The sequence below is a fragment of the Corynebacterium macclintockiae genome (assembly GCF_027570165.1).
Lineage (GTDB): Bacteria > Actinomycetota > Actinomycetes > Mycobacteriales > Mycobacteriaceae > Corynebacterium > Corynebacterium macclintockiae.
The window spans coordinates 102,644-129,242 of sequence record NZ_JAKMUV010000001.1 but is presented as its reverse complement, the minus strand read 5'-3'; the positions used below and the strand labels follow the sequence as shown (position 1 = coordinate 129,242).

The 26,599-nt window shown below is 63.3% G+C and carries 25 protein-coding genes; 22 read left to right on the top strand and 3 right to left on the bottom strand.

The window, feature by feature from the left end; translation table 11 throughout:
* Positions 1-8 precede the first annotated feature (8 nt).
* The 14 genes from L8U58_RS00530 (at position 9) to L8U58_RS00465 (ending at position 12,308) form a co-directional block, all read left to right on the top strand.
* Complete coding sequence (locus tag L8U58_RS00530; RefSeq protein WP_034970866.1) at positions 9-668, top strand: L-threonylcarbamoyladenylate synthase; 660 nt, start codon at positions 9-11, stop codon at positions 666-668.
* Positions 668-1,840 carry an MraY family glycosyltransferase gene (locus L8U58_RS00525; protein ID WP_043012765.1) on the top strand — a complete coding sequence of 391 codons (1,173 nt, stop codon included), beginning with the start codon at positions 668-670 and terminating at the stop codon, positions 1,838-1,840. Before L8U58_RS00530 ends, L8U58_RS00525 begins: the two co-directional genes overlap by 1 nt.
* A 5-nt stretch (positions 1,841-1,845) precedes the next feature.
* The gene (locus L8U58_RS00520; RefSeq protein ID WP_051898434.1) at positions 1,846-2,307 is read left to right on the top strand and encodes a Cg1360 family ATP-synthase-associated protein; all 462 of its coding nucleotides are present in this window, start codon (positions 1,846-1,848) and stop codon (positions 2,305-2,307) included.
* Positions 2,308-2,676: 369 nt separating this feature from the next.
* Complete coding sequence (atpB, locus tag L8U58_RS00515) at positions 2,677-3,477, top strand: F0F1 ATP synthase subunit A (protein ID WP_034970863.1); 801 nt, start codon at positions 2,677-2,679, stop codon at positions 3,475-3,477.
* Positions 3,478-3,567: 90 nt separating this feature from the next.
* Complete coding sequence (locus L8U58_RS00510) at positions 3,568-3,810, top strand: ATP synthase F0 subunit C (RefSeq protein ID WP_005292984.1); 243 nt, start codon at positions 3,568-3,570, stop codon at positions 3,808-3,810.
* A gap of 69 nt (positions 3,811-3,879) precedes the next feature.
* Entirely contained in the window at positions 3,880-4,440 is a 561-nt protein-coding gene (locus L8U58_RS00505) for a F0F1 ATP synthase subunit B (protein WP_034970862.1), read from the top strand.
* Positions 4,441-4,445: 5 nt separating this feature from the next.
* On the top strand, positions 4,446-5,264 hold the full coding sequence (locus L8U58_RS00500; RefSeq protein WP_034970861.1) for a F0F1 ATP synthase subunit delta: 819 nt from the start codon (positions 4,446-4,448) through the stop codon (positions 5,262-5,264).
* A gap of 109 nt (positions 5,265-5,373) precedes the next feature.
* On the top strand, positions 5,374-7,011 hold the full coding sequence (atpA, locus tag L8U58_RS00495) for a F0F1 ATP synthase subunit alpha (protein ID WP_034970968.1): 1,638 nt from the start codon (positions 5,374-5,376) through the stop codon (positions 7,009-7,011).
* A gap of 66 nt (positions 7,012-7,077) precedes the next feature.
* A complete protein-coding gene (locus tag L8U58_RS00490) occupies positions 7,078-8,058 on the top strand; it encodes a F0F1 ATP synthase subunit gamma (RefSeq protein WP_034979177.1) in 981 nt (326 codons plus the stop codon).
* 2 nt (positions 8,059-8,060) lie between these two features.
* On the top strand, positions 8,061-9,506 hold the full coding sequence (gene atpD, locus L8U58_RS00485; RefSeq protein ID WP_034970859.1) for a F0F1 ATP synthase subunit beta: 1,446 nt from the start codon (positions 8,061-8,063) through the stop codon (positions 9,504-9,506).
* Between the two features lie 12 nt (positions 9,507-9,518).
* Complete coding sequence (locus L8U58_RS00480) at positions 9,519-9,893, top strand: F0F1 ATP synthase subunit epsilon (RefSeq protein ID WP_034970858.1); 375 nt, start codon at positions 9,519-9,521, stop codon at positions 9,891-9,893.
* A 100-nt stretch (positions 9,894-9,993) separates the two neighbouring features.
* Positions 9,994-10,413 carry a DUF2550 domain-containing protein gene (locus L8U58_RS00475; protein ID WP_034970857.1) on the top strand — a complete coding sequence of 140 codons (420 nt, stop codon included), beginning with the start codon at positions 9,994-9,996 and terminating at the stop codon, positions 10,411-10,413.
* 36 nt (positions 10,414-10,449) lie between these two features.
* Complete coding sequence (nucS, locus tag L8U58_RS00470; protein WP_034978427.1) at positions 10,450-11,175, top strand: endonuclease NucS; 726 nt, start codon at positions 10,450-10,452, stop codon at positions 11,173-11,175.
* Between the two features lie 80 nt (positions 11,176-11,255).
* Positions 11,256-12,308 (top strand): tetratricopeptide repeat protein, encoded by a 1,053-nt coding sequence (locus tag L8U58_RS00465; protein WP_269954449.1) that lies wholly within the window; start codon positions 11,256-11,258, stop codon positions 12,306-12,308.
* Between the two features lie 103 nt (positions 12,309-12,411).
* Here L8U58_RS00465 and glgB read toward each other — a convergent pair whose 3' ends face one another.
* Positions 12,412-14,547, bottom strand: a complete 2,136-nt coding sequence (gene glgB, locus L8U58_RS00460) for a 1,4-alpha-glucan branching protein GlgB (protein ID WP_080716593.1) — start codon at positions 14,545-14,547, stop codon at positions 12,412-12,414.
* Between the two features lie 11 nt (positions 14,548-14,558).
* Positions 14,559-16,583: an alpha-1,4-glucan--maltose-1-phosphate maltosyltransferase gene (locus L8U58_RS00455; protein WP_269954448.1), complete on the bottom strand. Its 2,025-nt coding sequence runs from the start codon at positions 16,581-16,583 to the stop codon at positions 14,559-14,561.
* Between the two features lie 71 nt (positions 16,584-16,654).
* On the opposite strand from L8U58_RS00455, the gene L8U58_RS00450 reads away from it, so the two are divergent.
* From L8U58_RS00450 to L8U58_RS00430, 5 genes are all read left to right on the top strand, one after another.
* Entirely contained in the window at positions 16,655-17,578 is a 924-nt protein-coding gene (locus L8U58_RS00450; RefSeq protein ID WP_141747069.1) for an ABC transporter ATP-binding protein, read from the top strand.
* A 25-nt stretch (positions 17,579-17,603) separates the two neighbouring features.
* The gene (locus L8U58_RS00445; protein ID WP_034992167.1) at positions 17,604-18,515 is read left to right on the top strand and encodes an NUDIX hydrolase; all 912 of its coding nucleotides are present in this window, start codon (positions 17,604-17,606) and stop codon (positions 18,513-18,515) included.
* Between the two features lie 13 nt (positions 18,516-18,528).
* Positions 18,529-19,746 (top strand): class I SAM-dependent methyltransferase, encoded by a 1,218-nt coding sequence (locus L8U58_RS00440; protein WP_269954447.1) that lies wholly within the window; start codon positions 18,529-18,531, stop codon positions 19,744-19,746.
* A gap of 92 nt (positions 19,747-19,838) precedes the next feature.
* The gene (locus L8U58_RS00435; protein ID WP_034970850.1) at positions 19,839-20,627 is read left to right on the top strand and encodes an electron transfer flavoprotein subunit beta/FixA family protein; all 789 of its coding nucleotides are present in this window, start codon (positions 19,839-19,841) and stop codon (positions 20,625-20,627) included.
* A 21-nt stretch (positions 20,628-20,648) separates the two neighbouring features.
* Positions 20,649-21,602 carry an electron transfer flavoprotein subunit alpha/FixB family protein gene (locus L8U58_RS00430; RefSeq protein ID WP_269954446.1) on the top strand — a complete coding sequence of 318 codons (954 nt, stop codon included), beginning with the start codon at positions 20,649-20,651 and terminating at the stop codon, positions 21,600-21,602.
* A gap of 87 nt (positions 21,603-21,689) precedes the next feature.
* On the opposite strand, the gene L8U58_RS00425 is transcribed toward L8U58_RS00430, so the two are convergent.
* A complete protein-coding gene (locus L8U58_RS00425) occupies positions 21,690-22,889 on the bottom strand; it encodes an ATP-binding protein (RefSeq protein ID WP_269954445.1) in 1,200 nt (399 codons plus the stop codon).
* A 137-nt stretch (positions 22,890-23,026) separates the two neighbouring features.
* On the opposite strand from L8U58_RS00425, the gene L8U58_RS00420 reads away from it, so the two are divergent.
* From L8U58_RS00420 to L8U58_RS00410, 3 genes are read left to right on the top strand one after another with little or no spacing between them, the layout of a single operon-like run.
* On the top strand, positions 23,027-24,343 hold the full coding sequence (locus tag L8U58_RS00420; protein ID WP_269954444.1) for a cysteine desulfurase family protein: 1,317 nt from the start codon (positions 23,027-23,029) through the stop codon (positions 24,341-24,343).
* Between the two features lie 29 nt (positions 24,344-24,372).
* On the top strand, positions 24,373-25,551 hold the full coding sequence (mnmA, locus tag L8U58_RS00415) for a tRNA 2-thiouridine(34) synthase MnmA (protein ID WP_269954443.1): 1,179 nt from the start codon (positions 24,373-24,375) through the stop codon (positions 25,549-25,551).
* Positions 25,552-25,558: 7 nt separating this feature from the next.
* Entirely contained in the window at positions 25,559-26,575 is a 1,017-nt protein-coding gene (locus tag L8U58_RS00410) for a uroporphyrinogen decarboxylase/cobalamine-independent methonine synthase family protein (protein ID WP_269954442.1), read from the top strand.
* The last annotated feature ends 24 nt before the right edge of the window (positions 26,576-26,599 follow it).

The window sequence follows — 26,599 nt, the reverse complement described above, 5'->3', positions numbered from 1 at the left end:
GGGCCGCTATGTCGAGAACCGTAGACGCAACCGATCCGCAGAACCGCGAGGCCGCGCTAGACGCCGCGGCGAACGCGGTATCCGGTGGGCGTCTGGTCGTGCTGCCTACAGATACGGTCTACGGCATCGGCTGCGATGCCTTCGACAACGAAGCCGTCGCCGCGCTACTGCGCGCCAAGGGGCGGGGCCCCGACATGCCCGTGCCGGTGCTTGTGCCGAGCTGGTCCACGATCGAGGGGCTCGTGCGCGAGTACACCTACAACATGCGCAAGCTCGTCGAGGCCTTCTGGCCGGGCGGACTATCCATGGTCGTCCACCAGGCTCCCAGCCTGCCGTGGAACCTGGGCGATACCAGAGGCACCGTAATGCTGCGCATGCCCAACCAGCCTATTGCGCTGGAACTGCTGGAGCGCACGGGGCCCATGGCCGTATCTAGCGCAAATATTTCCGGCCAGCCGCCGGCGACGAATGTGCAGATGGCCGAAGACCAGTTGGGTGCGGATGTGACGACCTATATCGACGGTGGGGAAGCGCACCACGGCGTGGCTTCCACCATCGTGGACCTTTCCTCCGGGCGGCCGCGCATCCTGCGTGAGGGCGCTGCGACCACCGAGCGGGTAGCAGAGGTACTGGGCATGAGCAGCGCGGAGCTGCGGGGAGACGTCTAATGGACGTACTTGCCCAGCCGACCATCGGCGCAGGAATTCCCCTGCGCGAGTTGGTGCTGGTGCTATTCGTCGCGTGCTCCGTGACCTACCTGGTCACGGGTGTGGTGCGATCGCTGATCTTGCGTTACGGGCGGATGGCCGCACCGCGCGAGCGTGACATGCACACGGTGCCCATGCCGCGCCTCGGCGGGGTGGCGATGTTCACGGGACTGGTGGTCGCGGTTGTTGTAGCCAACCAGCTGCCCGCATTGACGCGCGGATTTCCGCCGGTCACGCCAGATATGACGGCGGTCATCATAGCTGCCTTTGTCATCGTGGTTGTGGGCGTGGTGGATGACCTTTACGACATCTCCTGGGTGCTGAAGCTCGGCGGGCAGGTCGTGGGCGCAGTGGTGATGAGCCTCATGGGTCTGAGCTGGTACCTGATCTACCTCCCCTTCGGGGACGGCACTACGTTGATTCTGGATCAAGTGCAGTCCACCATCCTGACCGCGCTGTTGACCGTGACGATCGTCAACGCCATGAACTTCGTCGACGGGCTGGATGGGCTGGCCGCGGGACTGGGAGCAATCGCGGCGGGCACGATCCTGATTTACTCGCTTACGATTCTGCACGACCAAGGTGGCACGGTAGCCGCCTATCCGCCGGCCATCATCTCCGCCGCGTTGGTGGGCATTTGCCTAGGATTCCTGCCACATAACTTCTCGCCCGCGCGCATCTTCATGGGGGATAGCGGTGCGATGCTGATCGGGGTGTTGTTGTCCGCGGCCTGCACGTCGGCTTCCGGGCGCATTAACGCCGCGCTGTACGGTCCGGCCGACATGCTGGCACTACTGTCGCCCATGATCGTGGTGCTGGCCGCCCTGTCTATCCCGCTGCTGGATCTGGTGATGGCAGTGGTGCGACGCGTGTCGCAGGGCAAGAGCCCCTTTTCGCCAGACAAGATGCACCTGCACCACCGGCTGCTACGCATTGGCCACACCCAGAAGCGCGTGGTTTTGGTTTTGTACACCTGGGTTGGGGTAGTGGCCTTTGGCGCAGTGGGACTGACCGTGCTGCCCCTGCACGTAATGGCAATCTCCTTCGGGGTGCTGGTTGTCCTGGCTACTGTGGCGACGATCGTGCCGCTATGGCGGGAGAATCGGAAGTCAAACACGGCTCAGGTAAGCTAATCGCCATGAGTGACGCGACTGAGAACAACGGGGCCGCAGAGTTGCCCGAGCTCAACGACGTATCCGAGGCCGCCGACCACGCGGCTCCGCTAAAAGCAGCAATGCGCGCTGGCGCGCTCGCGCTGATTGTGCTGGGAGTGCTTTCGCTGCTGGTGTGGTGGTTGATTAGCGGCACCGCCGGTCTGTGGGGAGCCGGAATTGGCTGGTTAGTCGGCGGCGGATTCATGCTGCTGACTGTGGTGATTGTGCTGTTTAGCTCCAATACTTCGCCCACCGCCACGATGGGGCTGATCCTTGGCAGCTGGATCGTCAAAGCTGCGCTGCTGTTGGGAATTCTGTTCTTCTTGAAGGACAAGACTTTCTACGACACTCCGGCCCTGACCGTGACCGTTATGCTGAGTATGCTGGCCGTGCTGGTCATCGAAACCCTGGCCGTCACCCGTACGCAGAAGCTCTATATCAGCTAGCCGGTAGATAGCTGGTTGATAGTCGGTCGAGAGCCGGTAGTCAATCTTTGGCGCTGCTCGGAGGCACTGGCAGGAAGCAAAACATTGTTCAACCAAAAAGGTTGGATAACACGACCAAGTGGGGGGACCCACGGCGCGTCTCGCTTAGCGATTAGTGAATCAATACTGATATTGTTTTAGCGGGCCTTTTATTGGCACACGTATGTGTGAACAGTAGATACGGCACCGGCTGATTATGTAGGGACGTGCGACGGAGTCCCTCAATATCGGCCTAACTCTTCGAAAAGAGACCTCCATCGCACCGCAGTGATTCAATGCAATCTTGCGGCCCAATCACGGGAGAGAACGCTGAGCGTAACAACCTTGGCCATGAAGGGCGAATTCCACGTACCTTCATTGGAACACGAATTCTTCCCGGGGCAAGTGGATAGCGACCACCTGTGGTTCAGTGAGTTTGCTGGTGGAGCGTTTGCGCTCGACCGCCTCATGGTCATCCGTATTGTGATGATTCTTCTGGTCTCCGCATTCTTCTTCTTTGCAATGCGGAAGCCGAAGCTGATTCCGAGCGGCGTGCAAAACGTTGCTGAGTACTTTTTGGACTTCGTTCGGATTCACATTGCGGAGGATGTCTTGGGCAAGAAGGAGGGGCGCCGGTTCCTACCGATCATCGCCGCAATCTTCTTCACCGTCCTTGCCGTCAACATGTCGACGATCATTCCGTTCATGAACATTTCAGCCAGCGCTCGAGTGGGTCTGCCACTGGTGCTGGCTGTAGTTGCGTATATCGCATTCATCTACGCGGGTGTGAAGCGCTATGGCTTCGGCAAGTACATCAAGTCCTCGCTGATCATTCCTGGTTTGCCTTCTTGGCTCCACTTCATCGTGGCGCCGATCGAGGCATTCTCCACATTCGTCCTCCGTCCGGTAACGCTGACGATTCGTCTGATGGCGAACATGTTGGCTGGACACATCATCCTCGTCATGCTGTTCAGTGCCACGAACTTCTTCTTCTGGCAGATGAGCGGTTGGACTGCGGCTGCTGGCGGCACGATTATCTTCGCGATCGCCTTCACCCTGTTCGAGCTCATGGTGATCTTCCTGCAGGCATACATCTTCGCCCTGCTGACCTCCGTGTACATCGAGCTGTCCCTCCACGCAGACGAGCACTAATTCGCCCCTTTTAAGTACTCAAAATGACCAAGCCGGACAACAACAGAAAAGCTGCAACCGGCTGGTTCTCAGAAAGGTAATGGAAACCAAATGAACGACATCTTCCTCATCGCGCAGGACACCACCACCAAGTTCCAGGGCTTCGGCACCATCGGCTACGGCCTGGCTGCTATCGGCTCCGCCATCGGTGTGGGTAACGTTGCAGGTAAGACCGCTGAGGCTATGGCTCGCCAGCCCGAGATGGCCGGCCAGCTGCGCACCACCATGTTCCTGGGTATCGCTTTCGCCGAGGCTCTGGCTCTGATCGGCTTCGTCGCCGGCTTCCTGTTCTAATTTCAGTGCGATTGGCCGCTCGTTAAGAGCACTTTCTAACCACCGCACCAGAATCGAAAGCTGGAGACTATGACGAACACCTTTTTATTAGCAGCTGAGAAGCTGCCAATGGAGGAGTCGGTAAACCCGCTGCTTCCTCCGCTGTACGACATCGTCTGGTCCATCATTCCTTTTGCAGTCATCCTGTTTGTCTTCTGGAAGTTCGTACTTCCGAAGTTCCAGGAAGTGCTGAATCAGCGCGAGGATCAGATCGAGGGTGGCATTCGGCGCGCCGAATCCGCCCAGGCAGAGGCTAAGGCTGCCTTGGAGAAGTACAACGCTCAGCTTGCTGAGGCACGCACTGAGGCCGCCCAGATTCGCGATGACGCCCGTTCCCAGGGCCAGAAGATCATTGCGGACATGAAGGCTCAGGCAACCGAAGAGTCCAACCGTATCGTCGAGTCGGGACACAAGCAGCTCGAGGCACAGCGTTCCGCTGTTGTTTCCGATCTGCGCAAGGAGATGGGCGAGAACTCCATCAACTTGGCTGAGCGCCTGCTGGGCGAGCAGCTGTCGGACGACGTAAAGCGCTCGGGCACCATCGATAACTTCCTCGCCGGACTGGATAACGTCGGCGCATCCGGGAAGTGATCGGTATGCACGCAGCGAGCCGAGAGGCAATTGAGCGCCTCGAAAAGACCCTGGACCAGGGTCTGAACGAGACCTCCGACAAAGTGGGCACCGGTGTAACCACCGGCACCGAGCTTTTCGACGTTGTCGATCTGCTCGACAGTGACCGCGGCCTGCGTGTCGCGCTGATCGATCCGGCGAGGGATGCCAACACCCGCGCGCAGCTGGCCAAGAGCTTGCTCGGCGGAAAGGTATCTGCCTCGACGGAAGAAATCGTGTCTGCTGCTGTATCCCAGACGTGGTCCAACACTCGCGATCTGCGCGACGGACTAGTCAAGCTGGGCCGCCTGGCCCTGCTGCGATCCGCCGACGCCCAGGGGCAGCAGGACCGCGTCGAAGAAGAACTGTTCCAGCTGGCTCGAGTCATCGAGCGCGAGCCGGAGCTGGAGCTGAAGCTGGCCGACCGCGCCGCATCCCCGGATGCTCGCCGCGACCTGCTGGCCAAGGTTCTGTACGGAAAGGTCACCTCTACGACCGAGGCTCTGGCGCTGCAGGCCATTGGCCGACTGCGCCAGCGTCCAGTCGAGGAGCTTGACTCTTTGACGGAAGAGGTAGCCGCACTGGAAGGGCGCACCGTAGCGCGCGTCCGTTCCGCAGCTGCCTTGGGTGAACAGCAGAAGTCGACTCTGTCGGACAAGCTGGAAAAGATTTACGGTCGCAAGATTGCGGTCCACTCCGAGGTTGATACCAGCCTCCTCGGCGGTGCCGTGATCCGCGTTGGGCACGAAGTTATCGACGGCAGCACTGCAGGTAACCTGCGGCGCCTCCGCGCGTCGATCGCTTAGGGCGTCAATAAAAAGACGCCACGGGCACAGCGAAACAGTCAGAATTTAAGACTAAAAAGACCGAGCAAGATAGTAAATGCTGGAAGACGAAACCGAGAGCAGGAAGAACATGGCGGAGCTGACGATCTCCTCCGACGAGATCCGTAGCGCGATTGCGAACTACACCTCGAGCTACTCCCCGGAGGCCTCCCGCGAGGAGGTCGGCGTGGTCACGGCGGCTGCAGACGGTATTGCCCAGGTAAGCGGCATGCCCTCTGTGATGGCTAACGAGCTACTCGAGTTCCCAGGCGGCGTGATTGGCGTCGCACAGAACCTCGACACCGACACCGTCGGCGTCGTGATCCTGGGTAACTTCGAGACCCTCAAGGAGGGCGACGAGGTCAAGAGGACCGGCGAGGTCCTGTCCATCCCGGTCGGGGAGAAGTTCCTCGGCCGCGTTATCAACCCACTGGGTCAGGCCATCGACGGCCTGGGCGACATCGAGTCCGAGGAAGAACGCGCCCTCGAACTCCAGGCGCCCTCCGTCCTGATGCGTCAGCCCGTCGAGGAGCCGATGCAGACCGGCATCAAGGCTATCGACGCAATGACCCCGATTGGCCGTGGTCAGCGCCAGCTGATCATTGGCGACCGCAAGACCGGTAAGACCTCGGTCTGCATCGACACCATCCTGAACCAGCGCGACAACTGGGCAACCGGCGACCCGAAGCAGCAGGTTCGCTGCATCTACGTTGCCGTCGGCCAGAAGGGCTCCACGATCGCCTCGATCCGGAAGACCCTGGAGGACCACGGCGCGCTGGAATACACCACCATCGTGGCAGCACCGGCATCCGACTCCGCCGGCTTCAAGTGGCTGGCACCGTTCACCGGCGCCGCACTGGGTCAGCACTGGATGTACCAGGGCAAGCACGTTCTGGTTATCTACGATGATCTGACCAAGCAGGCAGAGGCCTACCGTGCGATCTCCCTGCTGCTGCGTCGTCCGCCGGGCCGCGAGGCTTACCCGGGTGACGTGTTCTACCTGCACTCCCGTCTGCTGGAGCGCGCTGCGAAGCTCAACGATGAGCTGGGTGGCGGTTCCTTGACGGCACTGCCGATCATCGAGACGAAGGCAAACGACGTTTCCGCCTTCATTCCCACCAACGTTATTTCCATTACCGACGGTCAGGTGTTCCTGGAGTCCGACCTGTTCAACCAGGGCGTCCGACCGGCTATCAACGTTGGTGTGTCCGTCTCCCGTGTTGGTGGCGCCGCACAGACCAAGGGTATGAAGAAGGTTTCCGGCTCCCTGCGTCTGGACCTGGCCGCATACCGCGACCTGGAGGCCTTCGCAGCCTTCGCTTCCGACCTGGACCCGGCTTCCAAGGCACAGCTGGAGCGCGGTAAGCGCCTGGTCGAGCTGCTGAAGCAGAAGGAAACCCAGCCGCAGTCCGTCGAGGATCAGATGGTTTCCATCTACCTGGCTGGCGAGGGCGAGTTCGACGACGTTCCGGTCGAGGACGTTCGCCGCTTCGAGGCCGAGCTGCTGGAGACTCTGCACGCTAACCACAGCGGTGTGTACGAGCAGATCAAGGGTGGCACCCCGTTCAACGACGAGTCCAAGGCCGAGCTGGCCGGTGCTGTTCGCGACTTCAAGCAGGGCTTCCAGACCACCGATGGCACCCCCGTCATCAACGAGCCTGAGGCTCGTCCGCTCAGCGACGACGAGGTCTCGAAGTCTCAGATCACTGTCTCCCGCAAAGCAAAGTAACTGCGGAAGGTAAGTGAGCACAGTGACCACCAAGAACATTAATGAAACAGAAGGGAGGCGATAGTTATGGCTAGTCTTCGCGAGCTGAGGACACGCATCAAGTCCGTGAACTCAACCAAGAAGATCACGAAGGCCCAGGAGCTCATCGCCACCTCGAGGATCACCAAGGCCCAGGCACGCGTTGACGAGGCCGAGCCCTACGCGGATGAAATCACCCGCGTGGTTCAGCGCCTGGCTTCCGCCAGCACCCTGGATCACAAGATCCTGCAGGAGCCGGCAGACGCTTCCCGAGCTGCGATCCTCGTGGTTTCAAGTGACCGTGGCATGTGCGGTGGCTACAACAACAACGTCTTCAAGAAGACTGCAGAGCTGCGCAAGCGCCTGGAGAACGAAGGCAAGGACGTTGTTCTGTACGTCTCTGGTAACAAGGGAATTTCCTACTACAACTTCCGTGGCGAGGACATCGCAGGCTCTTGGTCGGGCTACTCTCAGGATCCCGACTACGCAGCTACCCACGATGTTCGCCGCCACCTGATTGATGGCTTTATCGCCGGTTCCGAAGGAACCGCCAAGTGGCGCGAGGGCCTCAATGTGGAAGAGGGTCAGGGTATTCAGGGATTCGACGAGGTACACATCGTGTACACCCGCTTCGTATCCATGCTGAGCCAGACGCCAGAGGCACACCGACTGTTGCCGATCGAGACTGTGGTTGAGGAAGAGAAGCTCGAACTCGGTGAGGACCTGGTTTCGGATAAGTCCGACCACGTCTCCGCCGACTACGACTTCGAACCCGACCCGGACACCCTGTTGAAGGCTTTGCTGCCGCAGTATGTCTCCCGTGGCATCTTCGCAGCAATGCTGGAGTCTGCGGCGTCGGAATCCGCAGCGCGTCGTACCGCGATGAGCGCCGCAACCGACAACGCAACCGACCTGGTCAAGCAGCTCTCCCGAGTTGCCAACCAGGCTCGTCAGGCCCAGATTACCCAGGAAATTACAGAGATCGTCGGTGGCGCATCCGCGCTCGCCGATAGCGGAGAAAGTGATTAAGTATGACTACAGCAAACATGGTTCAGCCTTCCGCTGAATCGGCTGTTGCGGGCCGCGTCGTGCGAGTTATCGGCCCGGTCGTCGACGTGGAGTTTCCGCGTGGCCAGCAGCCAGCACTGTTCAACGCACTGACCGTCGAGGTTGACCTCGAGGCAGTGGCAAAGACCATCACCCTGGAGGTTGCACAGCACCTCGGGGACAACCTCGTGCGCGCCGTGTCCATGGCCCCCACCGACGGCCTGGTCCGCGGTGCAGAGGTCACCGACACCGGTAAGCCGATTTCCGTGCCCGTCGGTGACGTCGTCAAGGGCCACGTCTTCAACGCCCTGGGCGACTGCCTGGACGAGCCGGGCCTGGGCCGCGACGGCGAGCAGTGGGGCATCCACCGCGAGCCGCCGGCATTCGACCAGCTCGAGGGTAAGACCGAGATCCTGGAAACCGGTATTAAGGTCATCGACCTGCTGACCCCGTACGTGAAGGGCGGCAAGATCGGCCTGTTCGGTGGTGCAGGTGTGGGTAAGACGGTTCTCATCCAGGAGATGATTACCCGTATTGCCCGTGAGTTCTCCGGTACCTCCGTGTTCGCCGGTGTTGGTGAGCGTACCCGTGAGGGCACCGACCTCTTCCTGGAAATGGAAGAGATGGGCGTGCTGCAGGATACCGCGCTTGTGTTCGGCCAGATGGACGAGCCGCCGGGAGTCCGTATGCGCGTGGCTCTGTCCGGTCTGACCATGGCGGAGTACTTCCGCGATGTTCAGAACCAGGACGTGCTGCTGTTCATCGACAACATCTTCCGTTTCACCCAGGCCGGCTCTGAGGTTTCGACCCTGCTGGGTCGTATGCCTTCCGCCGTGGGCTACCAGCCCACCCTGGCTGATGAGATGGGTGTGCTGCAGGAGCGTATTACCTCGACCAAGGGTCGTTCTATTACCTCCCTGCAGGCCGTGTACGTGCCGGCCGATGACTACACCGACCCGGCACCGGCTACGACCTTCGCCCACCTGGATGCGACCACCGAGCTGGATCGTTCCATCGCCTCGAAGGGTATTTACCCCGCAGTGAACCCGCTGACCTCTACCTCTCGAATCCTCGAGCCGGGTATCGTCGGCGAGCGTCACTACGAGGTTGCCCAGCGCGTGATCCACATCCTGCAGAAGAACAAGGAGCTGCAGGACATCATCGCCATCCTGGGTATGGACGAGCTCTCGGAAGAGGACAAGATCACCGTTCAGCGCGCACGTCGCCTGGAGCGCTTCCTGGGCCAGAACTTCTTCGTTGCGGAGAAGTTCACCGGCATCCCGGGCTCCTACGTGCCGCTGGCCGACACGATCGATGCTTTCGAGCGCATCTGCGACGGCGAGTTCGACGCTTACCCGGAGCAGGCCTTCAACGGTCTGGGTGGCCTGGACGATGTCGAGGCCGCTTACAAGAAGATGACCGAAAAGTAAGGGGTTAAGCACATGGCTGAGATTGCCGCACAACTGGTTTCCGTGGAACGTCCGCTGTGGGTTGGAACCGCAACGTCCGTTACCGCGCAGACCACTGAGGGCGAGATCGGCGTGCTCCCTGGTCACGAGCCCCTGCTCGGCCAGCTGGTCGAGAACGGCGTCGTTACCATTCGGACCAACACCGGTGAGAAGCTGGTCGCGGCGGTACAGGGCGGGTTCCTGTCCGTGTCCGACAAGAAGATCACCATCCTGGCGGATTCTGCAACGTGGGCTAACGAGGTCGACGTTGCGGATGCCGAGGCTCGCGTACAGTCCGCTGAGACTGAGCACGAGAAGGCCGTCGCCGAGTCCGAGCTGCGCGCTGTGAAGCGTTTGGACGCAAGCTAGAACTAGCTTTTAAGTCCCTTTTAAAACGGGTCCCGCTTAATTCTTAAGCGAGATCCGTTTTGCTTTATCTAAAACCCCTCCATGCCTGTAGGTTAAATGTATGGCGTGGTTGTTGTATTTCCTTGCGGCGGTGGCGCTGTTCGTTGTCATCGCTGTGCTGTGGCGTTTTTTTACGCTGCGTTCCCAGGGCTATCCCGTGGTTGTGCGACGCCTGCCGAATTCCGATGGCAGGCATTGGCGCCACGGGATTTTGAAGTATTCGGGCCAGGCCGCGAAGTTCTATAAGTTGCGTAGCCTGCGCCCCGCCTCCGACGTTGTGTTGACCCGCCTGGGCACCAGCATCGTGTCCCGCCGAGACATCACGCCGCGCGAGTCGGCTTTCCTAGAGGATCACGTCCACGTCGTTGAGGTCGTTCACCGCAGTACTCACTGGGAGATCGCCCTGGATAGCTCCGGCGATACTGCCCTGGTTTCGTGGTTGGAATCCGCGCCCTCCGAGCGCCGCATACCCCGTCATTGATTCGCCGTTGGCCGCAGTAGCGTAGGCTGAACAACCATGCGCTTAGTCATTGCTCGCTGCTGTGTCGATTACGTTGGTCGTCTGGAGGCTCACCTGCCTCCCGCCGATCGCTTGATCCTGATCAAGGCTGATGGTTCCGTTTCGATCCATGCCGACGATCGCGCGTACAAACCGCTCAACTGGATGATGCCGCCGTGTTCCCTCGAGGTTGTCGAGGCTAACTCTTTTGATGGTGGTGACGCCCCTACGGAGTATTCGGAACTAGAGAACGAAGGGGTCGAGCAGCTGTGGATCGTCACGAATCCAAAGGGGGAGCAGCTGCGAATCCAGATCTTCGAGATCTTCTCAGATACGGAGCACGACCTGGGGGAGGACCCGGGTCTGGTTAAGGATGGCGTGGAGGCGCACCTGCAGGAGCTACTGGCGGAGCAGATCGAGATTTTGGGCGAAGGCTTCTCTTTGGTCCGCCGCGAGTACCCGACGGCGATTGGTCCGGTGGACATCCTGTCCAAGGACTCGACGGGCGCCACGGTGGCGGTGGAGATCAAGCGCCGCGGTGGCATCGACGGCGTGGAGCAGTTGACCCGCTACGTGGAGCTGTTGAACCGCGACGAACTCCTAGCCCCGGTGCAGGGCGTGTTCGCCGCGCAGGAGATCAAGCCGCAGGCCCGCACACTGGCGGAGGATCGCGGTTTCCGGTGCGTTACCCTGGACTATGAAGCAATGCGGGGAACGGATTCCTCGGAACTGCGGCTTTTCTAGAAAGCCAGCTTTGGCCTTAAACCGGCGATCATTTTCGCCCGCGCGGTGCGTGGGTTGCCAAGCAGAAAGGACACTTCAAGGTGACTAATCCTTCCAATATCCCTCCGTCGCGTTTCGTGGCCGGGGCTGTGGATCTGGGTGCGGTTAAGCAGCAAGCTGAGCAGCGCGCGCAGGCGCAGGCCGCACAAGCTCAGGCGGCCCAGGCGGCTCAGGCGGCTCAGACTGCACGGGCGCAGGGAGCACCCGGCCAGCCGAGCGCAGGTCAGCCGAGCGCAGGCGCCCCGGGCGCTGCAGGGCCTGTGACTTTCGTTAGTACGATCACCCCGGAAAACTTCGAGTTTGACCTGGTGGTGCGCTCTACCCAGGTGCCGGTGGTGGTGTTGCTCGGCTCCACCCGCTCGGAGGCTTCGGAGCAGATGCGCCAGGACTTCACCAACCTGGCCGAGTCCCAGCAGGCGCCCACAAAGTGGCTGTTCCGCTATGTGGATGTGGATGCCACCCCAGAGGTCGCTCAGGCCTTCGGCGTGCAGGCGATCCCGACCGTCATCGCGCTGGCCGCTGGCCGCCCGCTGACCAACTTCGAGGGTGGCCAGCCCGCCGCCCAGCTGCACGGCTGGGTCGATGCGGTCGTGCAGGCTGTAGACGGCAAACTGCGCGGTCTGGCGCCGGAGGAGGACCCGGCCAACGCGACCGGCGGTGGCGTTGGTGCGGGCGCGGACGCTGCTAACCCAGATCCGGACGCAGGCGATCCCCGCTTGGTTGCGGCCGCCGAGAAGCTAGAGCAAGAGGACTATGCGGGCGCCATTGAGGAGTATGACGCCATCCTTGCCCACCCCGCACAGGCCGACGAAGAGCTCGTAGCCGAGGCCCGCGCGGCGCGTGCCAACGCCTTGTTGATGCAGCGACTGTCCATGGGCGGGGACGAGTTCGCGGAATCCGATCGTCTGCTGCTGGCCGGGGACAAGCCCCAGGCTTTCGACCTGCTGATCGAGGAGCTGCGCCCCTCCGCCGAGGGAAGCGCGGATCACAAAAAGCAGGCGAAGGCTCGCCTGCTCGAGCTATTCAGCCTTTTCGACCCGGCGGACCCGGAGGTCATCGCCGGGCGCACCCGCATGGCCTCCGCGCTGTTCTAGACGCCATCGCCAGCCAGGCGCGCGGGCGGCGCAAGCACCGGCGCTGACGCTCGCCACCTCAGGCGCGACACTCGCCGCCGTGGCCGCGAGTGCTGAGCCGGGCTTAGCCCTCCAGCACGAACCAACGCGCGGAGTGCGCCGGGATCTGCAGCACGGCGGAAGTGGCCATGCCGTGCGAACCGGTGTCTTCGGTGTGCAGATCACCGCTGACGCGCCCGGCGCCCTCGTACTGCACATCGTCCGTATTCAGTACCTCGCGCCACGTTCCGGCCCGCGGCAGGCCGATGCGGTAGTTCTCCTGGGTTGTGCCCGAGAAGTTAACGACGCACGCCAGTTCGCGCCCACGGTGGCGTCGAATGAAGGAAAGAACGTTATTGGTCGAGTCGTCGCTGGCGATCCACTGGAAGCCCTCCGGGGAGTGGTCCTGTCCCAGCGCGGGCTCGGAGTGGTAGAGCTTATTTAGCTGGCTAGTCAGGGCGCTGAGGCCGCGGTGGTATTCGCCCTCCCAGCCTTCCATGTCCTGCCAGTCCAGGCCGCGGGACTCGTTCCACTCCTTAGTCTGCCCCCATTCCTGTCCCTGGAACAGCAGCTTCTTGCCCGGGTGCGCCCACATGAAAGCCAGGTAGCTGCGCACCATGGCGGCCTTGTCCCAGGCGGAATCGGCGGGCATGCGCGACCACAGGGTGCCCTTGCCGTGCACGACCTCGTCGTGGCTGATCGGCAGCACATAGTTCTCGGAGTAGGCGTAGACCATGGAGAACGTGATCTCGTTGTGGTGGTAGCTGCGGTAGGCCGGGTCGCGCTGGATGTACTCCAGGCTGTCGTGCATCCAGCCCATATTCCACTTCAGGCTGAATCCCAGGCCGCCCTCGTGGGTGGGGGCTGTCACGCCGGGCCAGGAAGTCGACTCTTCGGCGATCGTCAGCGAGCCCGGGCATTCGCGGTGCACGGTGGCATTCATTTCCTTCAGGAACTCCACGGCATCCAGGTTTTCGCGTCCACCGAACTCGTTGGGCAGCCAGTCGTCGCGAGAGTAGTCCAGGTACAGCATCGAGGCCACGGCATCCACGCGCAGGCCGTCGATGTGGAACTCCTTGCACCAGTACAAAGCGTTGGCCACCAGGAAGTTGCGGACCTCGTTACGACCGAAGTCGAAGACGTAGGTGCCCCAGTCCGGCTGCTCGCCGCGGCGAGGATCGGGGTGCTCGTAGCAGGCCTCGCCGTCGAAGCGGCCCAGCGCCCAGCCGTCCTTGGGGAAGTGCCCGGGAACCCAGTCCATAATCACGCCGATGCCGGCGCGGTGCAGGGAATCGATCAGGTAGCGCAGATCGTCCGGCCCGCCGTAGCGGTTGTTCGGCGCGTAGTAGCTGGTGACCTGGTAGCCCCACGAGGGTTCGAAGGGGTGCTCGGACACACCCATCAGCTCTACGTGGGTGTAACCCAGGTTCTGTACGTATTCCACCAGCTCCACGGCCAGGTCCCGGTAGCTGCGCCCCTTGCGCCAGCTGCCCAGGTGCATCTCGTAGATGCTCATGGTCTCGTCAACGCCGGTCGCGGCGCGGTGAGCCATCCATTCGTCGTCGGACCAGGTGAACTCGCTGTCAGCCACCACGATGGAGGCGGTAGCGGGGGCGGGCTCGGCCAGGCGCGCCATCGGATCGGCCTTATCTAGGCGCACGCCGTCACCGGTGGTGATGGAGAACTTGTAGCGGGCGCCGGCGCCTACCCCCGGAAGCCACAGCTCCCAGATGCCGCTGCTGCCCAACGCACGCATGGGGTGTTGGTTGGCGTTCCACCCGTTGAAGTCGCCGATCACGGACACGCCCGCGGCGTGCGGTGCCCATACGGAAAACGCCACGCCGCCGTCCACGGGGTGCGCGCCGAGGACCTTCCACAGCTCTTCGTGGCGACCCTCACCGATGAGGTAACGATCCAGGTCGCCAACCGTAGGCAGGTGGCGGTAGGGATCCTCCAGGGTGGAGGTGTTGCCACCGGCCCAGGTGACTTCGAAGGTGTAGGTGTCCACGAAGTAGTCCACGTTCACGCTGAACAGCGCCGGGTATTCCTCCGCCGGCGCCATCGGCAGAGGCTCGCCACCGTTGATGCGTACGGCCACGGATTCCGCCCCGCACTGCACGGTACGGATGGTGGTGGTTCCGTCGCCGTCGTCGTGTGCTCCTAGTACATCGTGTGGAGCGTGGTGCCTACGTTCTGCGAGCCGGTGGTAATCGTGGTTCATACTCGACGATTCTACCTGCGGGGATCGTATTCTTCCTGGGCTCGCATGCAAACGCGCTCGCGCTCACCCTCACCAAGGGTGGGCAGGCGGAAGATGTGCGCCACCTGGAAATCCGGGTCCAGTCGCACGTAGTTGTTGGCGCCCCAGGTGTAGGTTTGGTTGGTCGGTAGGTCGGTGACCTCGAAGTGCGCGTCTTCCGGCTTGCCCAGGCCAAGAGCCTCGGTATCCAGGTTCACGGATCCCTCGACGATCGCGTTCGGGTTCAGGTTCACCACAACCAGGACCGCATTGCCGGTCACACCGTCGACCTTCGAATACGCGATGAGGTCGTCGCTCGTCGTTTCGTGCAAGCGCAGGGTGCGCTGTTGCTGTAGTGCCGGGTTTTCTTGACGCCATAGGTTCAGATCCCTGATCCATTCAGCGCAGTTGTCGACGGAGTAGTCGCGCGGGCGCAGCTCGTACTTCTCGGAGTCCAGGTACTCTTCCGAACCTGCGTGGACCGGCGTGGATTCGTAGATCTCAAAGCCGGAGTACACGCCCCACAGTGGGGACATGGTGGAGGCCAGGGCAGCACGGATGGCGAACATCGCCCGGCCACCGGTCTGCAGGGATTCGTGCAGAATGTCCGGGGTGTTGACGAACAAGTTCGGGCGGAATACGTCGGCGTAGTTGGCGATGTCCCCGGCGAACTCTTCCAGTTCTGCCTTGGTGGTCTTCCACGTGAAGTAGCTGTAGGACTGCGTGAAACCGGCCTTGGCCAGGCCGTACAGGCGCGCCGGGCGAGTGAAGGCCTCGGAGAGGAAGACCACGTCCGGGTCGGTGGCGTGGATCTCGGCGATCAGCCACTGCCAGAAATTCGCGGGCTTGGTGTGCGGATTATCCACGCGGAAAATTCGCACGCCGCGGCCGATCCACAGGCGCACGACCTTCAGCACTGCGTGGTACAGCCCCTCGGGGTCGTTGTCGAAGTTCAGCGGGTAGATGTCCTGGTACTTCTTCGGCGGGTTCTCCGCGTAGGCGATGGTGCCGTCCGGCAGTACGGTGAACCACTCCGGGTGCTGCTGCGCCCACGGGTGGTCGGGGGCGCACTGCAGCGCTAGATCCAGGGCCACCTTCAGCCCCTGGTCGTTGGCCGCCGCGACGAAGTCCTCGAAGTCCGCGACAGTGCCCAGGCGCGGGTGGACGGCCTCGTGTCCGCCATCCTTGGAGCCGATAGCCCACGGAGAGCCGACGTCTTCCGGGGTGGGGGTCAGAGTGTTGTTCTTGCCCTTACGGTTGATCTCGCCGATCGGGTGGATCGGCGGCAGGTACACCACGTCGAAGCCCATGCCCGCGATGCGCGGCAGGTCGGCAGCTGCGGTGGCGAAAGTGCCGTGCACCGGGTTGCCCTCGGCATCCCAACCGCCGGTGGAACGGGGGAACATCTCATACCACGCGCCCACACCAGCGGTCTTTTCCTCCACCAGCACGTGGAACTCCAGGCCACGGGTCAGCAGGTCGCGTAGCGGGCGCTTCTCCAATGCTTCGCGCACCTCCGCGGACAGGGCGGTAGCAAGGCGTTCGTCGACACTCAAGGACTCATCACGCAGCTGTCCCGGAACGGAGGCCACCAGCTCGCGGTGCTTACGGGAAGCTTTTTCCGACGCCCGCTCGAACAGCCGCGCGCCGACCTCAAAATCGTTCGCCAGGGCTTGTGCATCCTGGCCCGCGGCTACCTTCTTGGTGATTGCGTTGAACCATGTGGCGGCTGGATCCGACCAGGCGTCAACACGAAAGGTCCACATACCCGGCACATCAGGAACGAACACGGCATGGCGACGGTCGACGTCATCAGGGTCGGGCGACATGGTGATCTTCGCGCGACCGCCCTCGGCGCCGGCGGGGCGGCGGACGACAAGGGTGGCAGATATAGCATCGTGCCCCTCGCGCCAGACGCTGGCGCTGACCGGAAAGACCTGGCCGACGATGGCCTTGGCGGGGGTAGCTCCGTGGGAGATAACGGGGGAGATGTGGTCGATGCCGAGGCGGCCGGTCATGGGGGAAGCTCCTTCAAATGGCAGTTGGTGAATCCGTAGGCAGTTGGTGTTGGTGCTTACACAGCAAGCCTATGTTGTTGGCACACTTCGCGCGGATTATGAGGCACCATGGGGGAGTGAGCGACAATGTGACGAACCTGATTTCCACCCCGGCAACCGCCCAGGTCGACGAAGACGACCTGATCATCAACATGCGCGGCGTATCCGTCGTACGCGACGGGCGGGCGATCCTGGCGCCGATGGACTGGCAGGTAGAGCTGGACGAGCGCTGGATCATCGTCGGCCCGAACGGTGCAGGCAAAACCACCCTCATGCGCCTGGCCTCGGCACAGATGTTCCCGACCACTGGCACGGTGAAGCTGGTGGGCGAACAAGTGGGCAAGGTGGATCTGCGTGAGTTGCGCACCGCGATTGGCATGAGTTCCTCCGCGCTGGCGCAGCGCGTGCCGGGGGAGGAGAAGGTCGCGGACATCGTCATCTCTGCCGGCTACGACGTGATGGGCCGCTGGCGCGAAGACTACGACGAGATGGACTACGAGCGCGCCATCGAAATCCTGGAAAGCGTCGGCGCCTACCACCTGGCCGAACAGACCTGGCGGACCCTCAGCGAGGGCGAACGCAAGCGGGTGCTGATCGCCCGCGCCTTGATGAACGACCCCGAACTGCTGCTGCTGGACGAGCCAGGTGCGGGGCTGGACCTCGGCAGTCGCGAGGACTTGGTGGCGCTGCTGTCCGATCTAGCGGCGGACGCGGACTCCCCGACGATCGTGATGATCACCCACCACGTAGAGGAAATCCCACCGGGATTCACCCACGCGCTGCTGCTGGACGAAGGGGAAGTCGTCGCCCAGGGAATCCTGGAAGACGTAATGACCAGCGAGAACCTGACCCGTACCTTCCACCAGCCAATCGAAGTTAAGCACGAGGACGGCCGCTGGTTCGCCCGCCGCAGCCGAACCCGCCGGGGCAGCCACCGTTTGCGCGGAGATCAATAGCGGGAAGATCGGTAGACTCTGCCCCATGAAGGAAAACCGTTTGGGCCCAGTGCAGCCACGCCACGCGTCAACGGTGATTCTGTTGCGCGATACGTTGTCGGGGATCGAGGTGTACGTCCAGGAGCGCGCCTCGACCATGAAGTTCTGCGCAGAAATGACGGTTTTCCCAGGCGGCGGGGTGGATTCCCGCGATATGCCGGGTGACGTGGACGGCGATGGCCACATGTCCCCGGCCATCAACTGGCAGGGCGCGGAGGTCAAGTGGTGGGCCAAGCGCCTGCAGAAGCCGGAATCCATGACCCGCGCCCTGGTTTGTGCGGCGGTGCGTGAGACCTTCGAGGAAAGCGGCACGTTGCTGGCCACCCACCGCGATGGCTCGCCGGTGGAGGACACGACCCCCTACCAGGAAGAGCGCAAGTTGCTGGAAAACCACCAGCTGAGCTTCTCCGACTTCATGAGCAACAACGACCTGGTCCTGCGCTCCGATCTGCTGCGCCCCTGGGCCAACTGGGTCACCCCGGTGGAACAGCCGATTCGCTACGATACGGCCTTCTTCGTCGCCGCCATGCCGGAAGGCCAGCAGACGAGCGCCGGCACCCCCGAGGCGACGTCGACGGGTTGGTTCCGCCCCTCCACACTGTTGGATGGTTGGCGCTCCCGCAAGATCTCCCTGATGCCGCCGACGTGGGCGCAGCTGAAGCTGTTGGATACCTTCCGCACGGTCGAGGAGGTCCTGGATTTTTCTTCCAACCTCTCCGTCGACCCGGTGTTGGCCGAACCCGTCGACGAGCCGTACATGGCCGAGTACTACCTGATGGAACAGCAGATGTACGGCGCGCCCGCCCGCCAGTTCGCGCCGGGCATGAAGTTCGCGGTCGACCCAGCTGACCTTCCCGCTAACCCCTTCGCCAGCCGCCCCCATTCCTACGAGCAGTAGGTGCGCATAGGACATGGCCTTTTCTTCTGCCGAGCTGTCTTTTCTGCTCGCCGATTGCGCCGCTGGCTCGCCCCTTATTAATGACGCCACCACGTACCAGCTGACCAAGAAGTCACTGGTGCAGGATCTTTCCCAACTGCGCAAAGCTCACGGCGATCACGCCCGCGCCCTGGTGGAGCTAGTACAGGCCCGCCGGGCGGGAAAGCTGCCAGAGGACTGGCTGATGGATAGCGAATCCACTCAACAGGCCACCCCGCCGGTCGTGGCGGCCTGGCGCGCTGAAGCGCTGAAGGGTGCCGGGGTGGAAGTGGCCGTGGACGTCACTTGCAGCATCGGCACCGAGTTGCATGCGCTGGCTGAAGCGGGGCTGCGCGTGCTGGGCGGGGACCTGGACCAGCAGCGCCTGCGCATGGCGCGTTTCAATGTGCCGGAGGTTCCGGTGGTGCGCATGGATGCGCTGCGTCCGGCGTTCGCGTTCGCGGGTGCCCAGAAATCCGGTGTGGTCGTGGCGGATCCGGCACGGCGAAACTCCTCGGGGCGCATCGCCAAACTGGAGGATCTGCAGCCGCCACTACCGGAGCTCATGGACTGCTACGACAACTTGGTGGTCAAGTGTGCCCCGGGGATCGATTACTCAGAGTTCGACGGACATGTGGAGGTCGTGTCCGTCGATGGGGGAGTTAAGGAGACCTGCCTGTACTCACCCGGCATCCTTGGGCGGGGGCGCCAGGCGGTGGTGATGGGGGCGTCATCAGTTAAAGAAACAGTGAGCAGCGACGAACCCGAGACCGACCGTGTGGGCGGGGTAGGGCGTTACATCGTGGACCCCGACGGTGCCATCGTTCGCGCCGGGCTGGTGCGCCAATACGCGGCGCGGCATGGGCTGTGGCAGCTGGACCCGCACATCGCATATCTGACCGGCGACGAGCTGCCCGCGGGCGTGCGTGGGTTTGAGGTTCTAGAAGCGGTGCCGCTGAAGAAGGCGCGACCCGCGTTGGTGGGGCTGGGCGCGAAGAGCGTGGAGATCCTCGTGCGGGGCGTGGACGTGGATCCGGACGAGCTGCGGAAGAAGTGGAAGTTGAAGAAGGGCGCGGGCAGTGCGGGCGCTACTCACAGTGGCGCCAGCGCGGCGGATTCCGGGTTCTCTGTGGTGGTTACTCGCGTCGGTGAGGGCGGCGCGGCGAAGGCTGTGGCCTACATTTGCCGAGCGCGCCGCAGCTCGCGGGGGTAGTTCTAAAACAATATAGGAAAGTTGTGGCGATGATCACCCGGTGGTAGGTACTATGGTGCCAAATCACAATACCCAAGCAGGAAGGTCAACGAATGTCGAACATCGTTGTTCTGGTTAAGCAGGTGCCGGACACCTACTCCGAGCGCAAGCTCACCGACGATGACTTCACCCTCGACCGCGACAGCGCAGACGCTGTCCTGGACGAAATCAACGAAAACGCTGTGGAGGCTGCACTGCAGCTGAAGGAAGCTGACAGCTCCCGTAACGTCATCGTCCTGTCCGTCGGCCCGGAGCGCGCAACCGAGGCGCTTCGCAAGGCACTGTCCCTGGGCTGCGACGAGGCCAAGCTGGTTGTCGACGAGAATCTGGCTGGCTCCGACGCACTGGGCACGGCATGGACCCTGTCCAACGCTCTGAACCAGATCGAGGACATCGAGCTGATTATCGCCGGTAACGCCTCCACCGACGGTGGCGCTGGCTCCGTTCCGGGTCTGCTGGCTGAGTACCGCCAGATCCCGGCTCTGACCCACATGGAAGAGCTGAACGTTGAAGGTGGCAAGGTCACCGGTAAGCGCGTCACCGAAGAGGGCGTGTTCGGCCTGGAGGCTCCGACCCCGGCCATCGTCTCTGTGACTGAGAAGTCCAACACCCCGCGCTTCGCTGCCTTCAAGGGCATCATGGCTGCCAAGAAGAAGACCATCGAAGAGCTGTCTCTGGGCGAGATCGGCGTGGACGCTGCAAACGTTGGCCTGGCAAACGCCACCACCTCCGTTTCCGCTTCCACCCCGAAGCCGCCGAAGTCGGCTGGTGAGATCATCAACGACGAGGGCGAGGGCGGCAAGAAGCTGGTCGAGTTCCTGGTCAAGGAAAAGCTGGTTTAAGGGAAGTAGGGATTTAAGGACATGACCAACGTACTAGTACTGGTTGAGCACGGTGAGGGTCAGCTGAAGAACTCCACCGTCGAGCTGATCACCGCTGCACGCGTGTTCGGCACCGTCGGCGCCGTTGTTGTTGGCGCTCCCGGCACCACCGAGAAGCTGCAGGGCGCCCTGGCCGAGGCTGGCGCAGAGACCATCTACGCCGCAGAGTCCGATCAGGCAGAGTCCCTGCTGATCACCCCGGAGGTCGACGCACTGTCCGGCCTGGCAGCACAGCTGCAGGTTCCGGTTGTCGTCTCCGCTACCGCAACGGGCAACGAGGTTGCCGGCCGTGTTGGCGCCCGCGTTGCTTCCGGTGTTCTGTACAACACCAACAACATCACCGCTGAGAAGACCGCTGAGATCAGCATCTTCGGTGGCGCTTACACCGTTACCGCTTCCGCCGCTGGCGCTTCTCCGGTCTTCACCCTGGCACCGGGCTCCCTGGATCCGGAGCCGCAGGCTGCTGCTGGCAACGTCCAGCAGGTTGAGCTGCCGGCCGCTGGTCCGACCGCCGTTACCATCACCTCCTTTGCACCGGCTGAGGCCGGCGACCGTCCGGACCTGACCGAGGCCAGCATTGTGGTCTCCGGTGGTCGTGGCGTGGGCGGCCCGGAGGGCTTCACCGACGTTGTCGAGCCGCTGGCCGACGTCATGGGCGCTGCTGTTGGTGCTTCCCGTGCGGCTGTGGACGCCGACTACTACCCGGGCAAGTTCCAGGTCGGTCAGACCGGTGTTACGGTCTCCCCGAACCTGTACATCGCACTGGGCATCTCCGGCGCTATCCAGCACAAGGCTGGTATGCAGACCTCCAAGACCATCGTCGCTGTGAACAAGGACGAAGAGGCTTCCATCTTCGAGATCGCAGACTTCGGTGTTGTTGGCGACCTGTTCAACGTTGCACCGCAGGCTACCGAGGAGCTGAAGAACCGCAAGTAGTTCTTCGCCCTAGGCTTCAACCGGCGCCCTTTCGCTTAGCTTTACGCAGGCGGGAGGGCGCCGGTTTTTCTTTCGCCCCGTTCGGCGCTACGCGTCCTGCTGCCGGATGTAGTCGTCCATGTACGGCAGCGTGAAACGCACCCTGCCGAATCCCGCCGGCTCGATCAGGTCGCGCGTGATCAGGCGGCTACGCCAGGTGGACAGGCCCCTCGGCTCCACGCCCAGGTGAGCGGCGATGTCTCCGGTTTTGGCAGATCTTGTCTCAGGGTTCGTGGTCGTTACCGATTCTGGTTCGCGCGCCCCCTCGTCGGCAATAATCGCAGCCATCGCACGGAGGAAGTTCATTTCCCCCTCCGGCAGGCGGCTGAGTGCGGGCCGGTGAACGTGGCTAGTCATGCGGTCGATAGCCCGCTGGGAGGCAGTCTCCACGTGTGCGGCCTCGATGGTGCCCGAACTGTCGATCCCGGCAGCCGCCCAGGACAGTGCGCCAACCACTTGGATGAGGTAAGGGTATCCGCGGCACATGTCGGTGGCGCGGGCTAGGGCGTCATCAGTAAAAGGGCGACCAGAATCCGCGGCGGTGATGGCGAGGGTCTTCGAGACTTCCTCGGTGGGCACCGCGTGGAGGTCTACGCGGAAAGCGCGGCGGAGGAACGTGGTGCCCTCGTGCTGCAGTAGCGTGTCCACGCCGTGAGGCAGGCCCGCGCAGACCAGGGCAATGTCGCGCTCGTCGCGCATGAGGTCCTGGACCGCGGTGGCCAGGCGGTGGAGCTGGTCGAGGTCAGCGGATTGCAGCTCGTCGAGGGTGATGAGGATGCCGGCGCCCGTGATTGCATCAGACAGTTCGCGCAGACGGGTGATGAGCGTCGGCACACTGCGGAGTTCCTCGGCCCGCGAGTGTGCTTCCGTGCGGAAGCTGCCCACGCCGGTGATGGAGGCCCCGGAGAGTTTGCGCTCCGGGGGCTGCTCGATACTTATAATGGCGGTGGGGATAGTCGTTTCGACCAGCTCGGAGATCATGTCGCTATTCGGGTAGGCGCGCAGGACGATCCAGCCCTGGGTGCGGGCCTTGTCCTCGATCTCGTTGAGCAGTACCGTTTTACCCACACCACGTAGACCACTGGCCAAGATCGTGCGGTGCGGGGAGCCGGGGCCCTCGGCGAGGCTGAGCTCGAAATCCTGCAGCAGCTCCGCTCTGCCCGCCAGGTAATAGGGGGACGTGCCGAAGCTGGGGCGGAAAGGGTTGCGCTGGCTGGGTGCGGCGGTCTGGTGTGGGGACTCGGACATACCTCCAGCATAGTGGCGTCCTGGTAGATTTTGTTAGATCCGTTAGATCTCGGTAGGGTTGTTAGAAGTGTTAGATCCGGGATTGCTCGATCCGGATGTCCCCTTGTCTTTGCGTCGAGGGAAGTAGGGTAGGGGGCGTGAACATGGAAAACCACGCAGCGAAGGGGCCGACGCCCGGCACGCCGGATGACGTAACGGACGGTGCGGAAACTATCGGCGGGGTTAATGGCAGCGCGACAACTGGCGGTGCGGAAACTATCGGCGCCGTGGGCTCGCAGGGGCGCCTGTACGTGGACAACGCGGCGTCCCAGGCGTTGCGGCCCGAAGCACAGGAAGCGATGGATCGCGCTGTGGGGCTGCTGAACCCCGCAGGCCAGTACAAGACCGGCCGCGATGCCCGTCGCAGCCTCGAGGACGCCCGCGAGCAGATCGCCGAACTCCTCGGCGCGGATGCAGCTGAGGTGATCTTCACCGGCTCCGGCACGGAAGCCGACAACATCGCCATCCAGGGGCTCGCGTTTGGATCGAAGGCCCACCGGGGCGCGCACATGATCGCCAGCTCCGACATTGAGCACCCCGCCGTGGTCGAGTCCGTCGATTGGCTCACCGCGGGGCCGCTCCACCTGGGGTTTGAACGCGCGGTCCTTCCTGTGGACGCCGCCGGTCGCATCCGTGCCGAAGACTGGATTGCCGGTCTAGAAAGCGGCGCGGGCTCGCCCAGCGACCTGGCGCTAATGACCTGCATGTGGGCCAACAACGAAACCGGCGCGATACAGCCGGTGGAGACTCTCGCCAGCTTCGCCCGCGACAATGGCGTGCCCTTCCACACCGACGCAGTGCAAGCCGTCGGCCACATCCCCGTCGACTTCCACGCCCTTGGCGCCACCACACTGGCCGCCAGCGCCCACAAGTTCGGCGGCCCGAAGAACACGGGCCTGCTGCTCGCCCGCCGAGACGCGGACATCTTAAGCCCCGTGCGCGGAGGCGGCCAGGAGCGAAAGCTCCGCTCCGGCACCGTTAACGTGCAGGGCGCGGTGGGATGTGCGGCGGCGTTGGCGTCATCAATAAAAGAACTAGAACAAGCAACCGCCAGAATGCGCGTGGCGCGCGAGACGCTACGGACGGCGGCGCAAGGCATCGACGGTGTGCGGATCTGGACTCCCGAGGTTGGCGCGCTGCCCGGGCACCTACACATGAGCTTCCCCGGCGCCGAGGGAGATTCGCTGATCATGCTTTTGGACGCCGCCGGGGTGGACGCATCGACGGGCTCTGCCTGCAGCGCCGGGGTGAACCGCGCCAGCCACGTGCTCACTGCCATGGGCGTACCAGTGGATGTTGCCCGCGGTGCGCTGCGGATAACCCTGGGCGCGGACATCACCGACGAAGAAGTCGGGTATCTGGCGGGCATCCTCCCGCGCGTGGTCGAACAGGCCCGCGCCGCCGGAATGGCCTAACTGGCGGGTACCCGAGTAGGGTGCCAAACATGCGAGTAGTAGCAGCAATGAGTGGCGGTGTGGATTCCGCCGTGGCGGCCTCTCGAGCGCTCGAGGCCGGGCACGAAGTGATCGGCGTACACCTGGCGCTATCCCAGTCTCCCGAGGCCGTGCGGGCGGGTTCGCGCGGGTGCTGCTCCCTGGAGGACTCCGCGGACGCACGCCGCGTGGCCGACAAGCTGGGGATTCCTTTCTACGTGTGGGATTTTTCTGACCGCTTCAAGGCCGACGTGATCGACGATTTCGTGGATTCCTACGCCATCGGTGAGACTCCGAACCCGTGCCTGCGGTGCAACGAGAAGATCAAGTTCGAGGCGCTGCTGGACCGTTCCATCGCGCTGGGATTCGACGCAGTGGTGACCGGGCACTACGCTCGCCTGCACGATGGAGTGATGCGCCGCGGTGTGGATGCGAACAAGGACCAGTCGTATGTGCTGGGCGTGCTGACCGACGAGCAATTAGCGCATTGCATGTTCCCGGTTGGAGACACAATCAAGCCGGAGATCCGCGAAGAGGCGAAGGATCGCGGATTCGGCGTGGCCTCCAAGCCGGATTCCCACGACATCTGCTTCATCCCCGACGGGCAGACGCAGGCGTTCCTGGGCAAAAAGATCGGCCTGCGGCCGGGGCTGATGAAGGACCAGGACGGGTCGACCGTCGCGGAGCACGACGGGGTATACGGTTTCACCATCGGCCAGCGCAAGGGGTTGGGGTTGCCGCGTGAAGGCCTGGACGGCAAGCCGCGCTATGTGACGGATATTGACGCCGCCACGGGCACCGTGACTATCGGTCAGCGCACCGATCTACGCGTCGGCGGGATCACGGCCGACCGGCTGAAGCGCCTGGACCCTGCCGTACACGGCCGCGAATTTGAGTGCGAGGTCCAGGTGCGCGCCCACGGTGGGGTAGTGCCCGCCACCGCGCGACTGGTGGACGACCCGGAGGGGACTACGCCGGCGGGGCGCGTCAAGAAGGAGGGCGAGAGCCCGTGGCGCCTAGAGCTAGACCTGCACGAGCCGCTGCAAGGCGTGGCGCGCGGGCAGGCCGCTGTGGTGTACCAGCCGGACGCCGACGGTGACATCCTGCTGGGCAGCGGAACCATCCGCGCTACCGCGCCGTGGAACGGCTCAGGCGCAGTCGGAGCAAGCGCAGCGCCGGCAGAGGCGTAGCACGGGGATGGTAAGAGACACCGCACAGCCGCAGCCGATCGGGCGCCTGGGCTGGTGGGAGAACACCGTCACGGACCACACGGAGGTGCGCGCCGCGATCCAGTCGGCACTGACCCGCACGTGCGACGTGGACGAGGACACGGGCGCGCCGCCGGTATTATCATTCCCGCGTTGCGGACGGGCGGGGGATCTCACGGCGCTGACGGCCAGCTTCGCGCAACTGCCGATCCGCGCTAATCCGCGAGGGTGGGAGCTGACGGCCCACCCGAGCCTGGAATCCCGCCGCATGGATGGTTGGGTTCGCGAGGCCACGGATGCCGCCGAGGAGCTGCTGGCGGGCAAAGTCGAGCGCCTGATGTTGCACGTCACCGGACCCTGGACCTTTGGCGCGGAGGTGGAGTTCCGCGGCCACCCCGTGCTGCGCGACCGCCCGGCGTTCAAGGACTGCGCGCTGCACCTGGGCTTTGGCGTGGAGCAGATCGCCGGCGCGTTGTCGGCGGCTCTCGGCTGCGAGGTCATCATTGCACTCCACGAGCCGCGCGTCCGCGAGGTCATGGGCGGCCTGCCCGGCGCCACCCGCTTCGACACGGTCCCCGCCGTCGACCGCGAGTACATCTACGGGGTGTGGCAGCGCTTCCAGCAGCAGGTCGCGCGCCCGGTGGTGCTGGACACGGGGTCTTCTATCGATGACGCCCTCTCGCACGCGCCCGGCTTCCACCGCATCGTGGTGCCCGCGGATCAGTTGCGGACAGTCAGCGGAAAAGACCTGGTCGGCGGGATGATCGGACGCGGACAGGGAATCGGCTGGGCGGTGAATACTGACCAGGGGAATGCCAACGTGGAGTCCGCCGCGGGCGAGATCGCCCGCGCCGTTCTGCGCCAGTGGACGCAGTGGACCCTGCCCGCCGACGAGCTGCCGGGAATGGTGGACGTCGTGGTGCCCGAGGGCAAGCGCACCGCGGCGCAGTCCTCCGTGGCTGCAGCTCGTGCCCGCCACGCGGCGGCCTTACTGTGGAGCAATTGATACTTTGCGAGCGCACGCCGGCAG

Bases quoted from the DNA above. Each gene is read 5' to 3' on its own strand.
- L8U58_RS00475 (WP_034970857.1), top strand. From the start codon at position 9,994: ATGGCGTGGTTGTTGTATTTCCTTGCGGCGGTGGCGCTGTTCGTTGTC.
- nucS (WP_034978427.1), top strand. From the start codon at position 10,450: ATGCGCTTAGTCATTGCTCGCTGCTGTGTCGATTACGTTGGTCGTCTG.
- L8U58_RS00435 (WP_034970850.1), top strand. From the start codon at position 19,839: ATGTCGAACATCGTTGTTCTGGTTAAGCAGGTGCCGGACACCTACTCC.
- L8U58_RS00525 (WP_043012765.1), top strand. From the start codon at position 668: ATGGACGTACTTGCCCAGCCGACCATCGGCGCAGGAATTCCCCTGCGC.
- L8U58_RS00520 (WP_051898434.1), top strand. From the start codon at position 1,846: ATGAGTGACGCGACTGAGAACAACGGGGCCGCAGAGTTGCCCGAGCTC.
- L8U58_RS00450 (WP_141747069.1), top strand. From the start codon at position 16,655: ATGTTGTTGGCACACTTCGCGCGGATTATGAGGCACCATGGGGGAGTG.
- L8U58_RS00440 (WP_269954447.1), top strand. From the start codon at position 18,529: ATGGCCTTTTCTTCTGCCGAGCTGTCTTTTCTGCTCGCCGATTGCGCC.
- L8U58_RS00510 (WP_005292984.1), top strand. From the start codon at position 3,568: ATGAACGACATCTTCCTCATCGCGCAGGACACCACCACCAAGTTCCAG.
- L8U58_RS00505 (WP_034970862.1), top strand. From the start codon at position 3,880: ATGACGAACACCTTTTTATTAGCAGCTGAGAAGCTGCCAATGGAGGAG.
- L8U58_RS00490 (WP_034979177.1), top strand. From the start codon at position 7,078: ATGGCTAGTCTTCGCGAGCTGAGGACACGCATCAAGTCCGTGAACTCA.
- L8U58_RS00530 (WP_034970866.1), top strand. From the start codon at position 9: ATGTCGAGAACCGTAGACGCAACCGATCCGCAGAACCGCGAGGCCGCG.
- mnmA (WP_269954443.1), top strand. From the start codon at position 24,373: ATGCGAGTAGTAGCAGCAATGAGTGGCGGTGTGGATTCCGCCGTGGCG.
- L8U58_RS00500 (WP_034970861.1), top strand. From the start codon at position 4,446: ATGCACGCAGCGAGCCGAGAGGCAATTGAGCGCCTCGAAAAGACCCTG.
- L8U58_RS00480 (WP_034970858.1), top strand. From the start codon at position 9,519: ATGGCTGAGATTGCCGCACAACTGGTTTCCGTGGAACGTCCGCTGTGG.
- atpA (WP_034970968.1), top strand. From the start codon at position 5,374: ATGGCGGAGCTGACGATCTCCTCCGACGAGATCCGTAGCGCGATTGCG.
- L8U58_RS00425 (WP_269954445.1), bottom strand. From the start codon at position 22,889: ATGTCCGAGTCCCCACACCAGACCGCCGCACCCAGCCAGCGCAACCCT.
- L8U58_RS00455 (WP_269954448.1), bottom strand. From the start codon at position 16,583: ATGACCGGCCGCCTCGGCATCGACCACATCTCCCCCGTTATCTCCCAC.
- glgB (WP_080716593.1), bottom strand. From the start codon at position 14,547: ATGAACCACGATTACCACCGGCTCGCAGAACGTAGGCACCACGCTCCA.
- atpD (WP_034970859.1), top strand. From the start codon at position 8,061: ATGACTACAGCAAACATGGTTCAGCCTTCCGCTGAATCGGCTGTTGCG.
- L8U58_RS00430 (WP_269954446.1), top strand. From the start codon at position 20,649: ATGACCAACGTACTAGTACTGGTTGAGCACGGTGAGGGTCAGCTGAAG.
- L8U58_RS00445 (WP_034992167.1), top strand. From the start codon at position 17,604: ATGAAGGAAAACCGTTTGGGCCCAGTGCAGCCACGCCACGCGTCAACG.
- atpB (WP_034970863.1), top strand. From the start codon at position 2,677: ATGAAGGGCGAATTCCACGTACCTTCATTGGAACACGAATTCTTCCCG.
- L8U58_RS00410 (WP_269954442.1), top strand. From the start codon at position 25,559: ATGGTAAGAGACACCGCACAGCCGCAGCCGATCGGGCGCCTGGGCTGG.